The organism is Neisseria sp. P0021.S005, from assembly GCF_051956955.1.
In genome coordinates, this window is the sequence record NZ_JBQCWY010000257.1 from 1 (window position 1) to 4,062 (window position 4,062).

The window sequence follows — 4,062 nt, forward strand, 5'->3', positions numbered from 1 at the left end:
GCGGCTGCCAGGTTGGCGTAACCTTCAGCAGGAGCGGCTTGTGCGCCGTTTTTCAGGGTGATGAACAGGTTGGAGAAATCAACGCCGCCGATTAGTAGACCGATAGGAGGCATGATTACATCGTCAACCAATGATTTGACGATGCCGCTGAATGCTGTACCGACAACCATACCGACTGCGAGGTCGACAACGTTGCCACGCATAATAAATTCTTTAAATTCTGAAGCGATTGACATAATTAATCTCCTGTATGTGTTTGAGTCAAAATCAGATGTGATTCAATTAATCGGCAGGCATCTTAACGCTTTATTAGTTAAGAAAAATTCAATAATGTTAAATTTTGTATTTTATGCCAAAAATGCCCTGCTTCTATGCCTTCTGTATGAAAAACAGGCCGTCTGAATTTTTTCTGTTACTTTTTTACACCACTTTTTATCAGTAGCTAAGTATCAGATAACATGAATGTTATCTTTAGAATCAATGCTCTATCGGAATTTCAAATTGAGGTAGAATGATAATATAATAATGCTGAAAACATAATCATTGAAAGCCTGTAAAGATAATGTTTCGAATTCGTATTTGACTTTCAGACGGCCTTTTTTGTCATGCAGTTATTCAAACCATAATGTAACGGCCATAAAAAACGCACTTTCAGCATGAAAGTGCGTTTGGCGTGAAAACTGTTTAGTTCTCTTCGTCGTTCAGCGCATTGATGCTGTAACCGCCGTCAACGTAGGTAATCTCGCCGGTAATGCCGGAAGCGAGGTTGGACAAGAGGAAGGCGGCGGTGTTGCCGACTTCTTCGGTGGTCACGTTGCGGCCCAATGGGTTGTGGGAAGCGACGTGGCCTAAGAGTTTGCTTAAATCGGCGATGCCGGAAGCAGCCAGGGTTTTGATCGGGCCTGCGGAGATGCCGTTGCAGCGGATGCCTTCTTTGCCCAGGCAGGCGGCAGTGAAGCGGATGCCGGCTTCGAGGCTGGCTTTGGCCATGCCCATAACGTTGTAGTTAGGAATGGCACGAACGGCGCCTAAGTAGCTCAGGGCAACGATTGCGGCGTTGCGGCCCTGCATCATCGGACGGGCGGCTTTTGCCAGCGCAGGCAGGCTGTATGCGGAGATTTCGTGAGCAGTGTTGAACGCTTCGCGGCTGATGCTGTCGAGGAAGTCGCCGCTCAAAGCTTCTTTCGGGGCAAACGCGATGGCGTGCACCAAACCGTCGAGGCCGTCCCAGTGTTTGCCCAAGTCAACGAAAACTTGGTTGATTTCGTCGTCGCTGGCAACGTCGCAGCGGAACACGAGTTCGGAGCCGAGTTCGGCCGCCATTTTACGGACGCGCTCTTCCAGTTTGTCGACAACATAAGTGAATGCCAATTCCGCGCCTTGTTCGCGGCAGGCTTTGGCGATGCCGTAAGCGATGGAACGCTCGGAGATCATGCCGGTAATCAGAATTTTTTTGCCTTGCAAAAAGCCCATTTTCTTATCCTTTAGCAGTGGTATTGCGGTTGCATTAAACTGCGCATTATAGCAAAAACCGCTGTTTCGGCATAGAAAAAAACGGATAACCCTTTGTCTTGCCTCAAATAGGGATAAGGTTGTCTGCCAAGGCCGTCTGAAACCTGACGGAACGGCGGCAAAACGTTATACTTGATAGTCTTAATGACCGATGTTTCAGGAGTGAACCATGCCCGAGCAAAACCGCATTCTCTGCCGAGAACTCAGCCTGTTGGCGTTTAACCGTCGTGTATTGGCTCAGGCGCAGGATACGAAAGTTCCCTTGTTGGAACGTTTGCGTTTCCTGTGTATCGTGTCTTCCAATTTGGACGAATTTTTTGAAGTGCGCATGGCGTGGTTGAAACGCGAAAACAAATTGCGCCCGCATCAGCTGCTCGACAACGGAAAAACCGCGGCCGAAACCATCGAAGCGGTGGCGAAAGAGGCGCAGGCCTTGATTCGCGAGCAGTACGATCTGTTTAACAAAGTATTGCAGCCTGCACTCGGCCGCGCCGGCATTCATTTCTATCGCCGCCACAAATGGATGGCCGCGCAGAAAAAATGGATCGAAAACTATTTCGACAATGAGCTGTTGCCCATTCTCACGCCCATCGGCCTTGATCCGTCACACCCGTTTCCTCGCCCGTTAAATAAATCGCTCAACTTCGCCGTCGAACTCGAAGGCACGGATGCGTTCGGCCGGCCGTCTGGTATGGCGATTGTGCAGGCTCCGCGCATTTTGCCGCGCGTCGTCCCCATGCCGTCTGAAATTTGCGGCGGCGATGCAGGCTTTGTGTTCTTGTCTTCGATTTTGCACGCCCATGTCGGCAAACTCTTTCCCGGCATGAAGGTGAAAGACTGCCATCAGTTCCGCCTCACGCGTGACAGCGATTTGACGGTTGATGAAGAAGATTTGAAAAACCTGCGTGCCGCGATTCAAAACGAGTTGCACGACCGCGAATACGGCGACGGCGTGCGCTTGGAAGTGGCGGACACTTGTCCGGCGCATATTCACGACTTCCTGCTTGCCCAGTTCAAGCTGACTTCTGCCGAGCTGTATCAGGTCAAAGGTCCGGTTAATTTGGTGCGCCTCAATGCCGTCCCGGATTTGGTGGACAGGCCGGATTTGAAGTTTCCGCCGCGCAACGCAGGCCGTCTGAAAGCCTTACGCAAAAACGGCTCAGTGTTCAAACTGGTCAAACAGTCGCCGATTTTGCTGCACCACCCGTATCAGTCTTTCGATCCGGTTGTCCAAATGATACGCGAGGCTGCTGCCGATCCGGATGTGTTGGCCGTCAAAATGACCATTTATCGTACCGGCAGCAATTCCGAGCTTGTGCGCGCATTGATGAAGGCTGCACTGGCGGGCAAGCAAGTTACCGTCGTGGTTGAACTGATGGCGCGTTTTGACGAAGCCAACAACGTCAACTGGGCGAAACAGCTCGAAGAGGCGGGTGCGCACGTCGTGTACGGCGTATTCGGCTACAAAGTCCACGCCAAAATGGCTTTGGTTATCCGCCGTGAAGACGGCGTGCTCAAGCGTTATGCCCACCTCGGTACCGGCAACTACCACCAAGGCACATCGCGCATTTACACCGACTTCGGCATCATCACCGCTGACGAACAAATTACTGCTGATGTGAACACGTTGTTTATGGAAATCACAGGCTTGGGCAAGCCGGGCCGTCTGAACAAGCTCTATCAAAGCCCGTTTACCCTACACAAAATGGTCATCGACCGCATCAAGCAGGAAACCGAACACGCCAAAGCAGGCAAACCGGCACGGATTACCGCCAAGATGAACTCCCTCATCGAGCCGAGCGTAATTGATGCGCTGTATCAGGCCAGCGCGGCAGGCGTGCAAATCGACCTGATTGTGCGCGGTATGTGTACTTTGCGCCCGGGGGTAAAAGGCTTGTCCGAAAACATCCGCGTCCGCTCCATTATCGGCCGCCAACTCGAACACTCGCGCGTGTATTGCTTCCATAACAACGGCGCAGACGATACCTTTATCTCCAGCGCCGACTGGATGGGTCGCAACTTCTTTCGCCGCATTGAAGTCGCCACGCCGATTACCACGCCCGAACTCAAAGAACGCGTGATCCGCGAAGGTTTGGAAATGGCCTTGGAAGACAATACCCAGGCTTGGCTGATGCAGCCTGACGGCAGTTATGTCCGCACCCAGCCGCAAGACGGCGAGCCTGCGTTTGGTTTGCAGGAAGGTTTGTGGAAAATATACGGACGTTGAGTTGAATAATGTCTCAGGCCGTCTGAAACGCAGGTTTCAGACGGCCTTTTTTGATTTTGCCGTTATAATTCCGTTTCCCAATCTTTCAGACGGCCTTTTCCTATGAAATCTTACCCCGATTCCTATCTCCATTTTGAAAACCTCGAATCTCCCGAAACGCAAGATTTTGCCGCCGCGGCCCATGCCGAAACGCGTGCGCGTTTTTTAGAAAACGACAAAGCGCGCGCATTGTCCGACGGCATTTTGGCGCAGTTGCAGGACACGCGGCAGATTCCGTTTTGTCAGGAACACCGCGCGCGGATGTACCATTTCCATCAGGACGC

General features: G+C 51.7%; 3 protein-coding genes and 1 pseudogene. 2 read left to right on the top strand and 2 right to left on the bottom strand.

Translation table 11 applies throughout. The features are described from left to right. Both mscL and fabI read right to left on the bottom strand, forming a co-directional pair. Positions 1-236: large conductance mechanosensitive channel protein MscL (mscL, locus tag ACTHUE_RS12190; RefSeq protein ID WP_440423575.1), on the bottom strand; the 236-nt coding region annotated here is incomplete at its 3' end. A 448-nt stretch (positions 237-684) separates the two neighbouring features. Beyond that, positions 685-1,473, bottom strand: coding sequence for an enoyl-ACP reductase FabI (fabI, locus tag ACTHUE_RS12195; RefSeq protein WP_049344977.1), 789 nt, complete (start codon positions 1,471-1,473; stop codon positions 685-687). Between the two features lie 208 nt (positions 1,474-1,681). Between fabI and ppk1 the strand changes: the two genes are divergently transcribed. Further along, entirely contained in the window at positions 1,682-3,739 is a 2,058-nt protein-coding gene (gene ppk1 / locus ACTHUE_RS12200; RefSeq protein WP_440361263.1) for a polyphosphate kinase 1, read from the top strand. Between the two features lie 102 nt (positions 3,740-3,841). Beyond that, a pseudogene (locus tag ACTHUE_RS12205) lies at positions 3,842-4,062 on the top strand (S9 family peptidase); the annotation flags it as partial.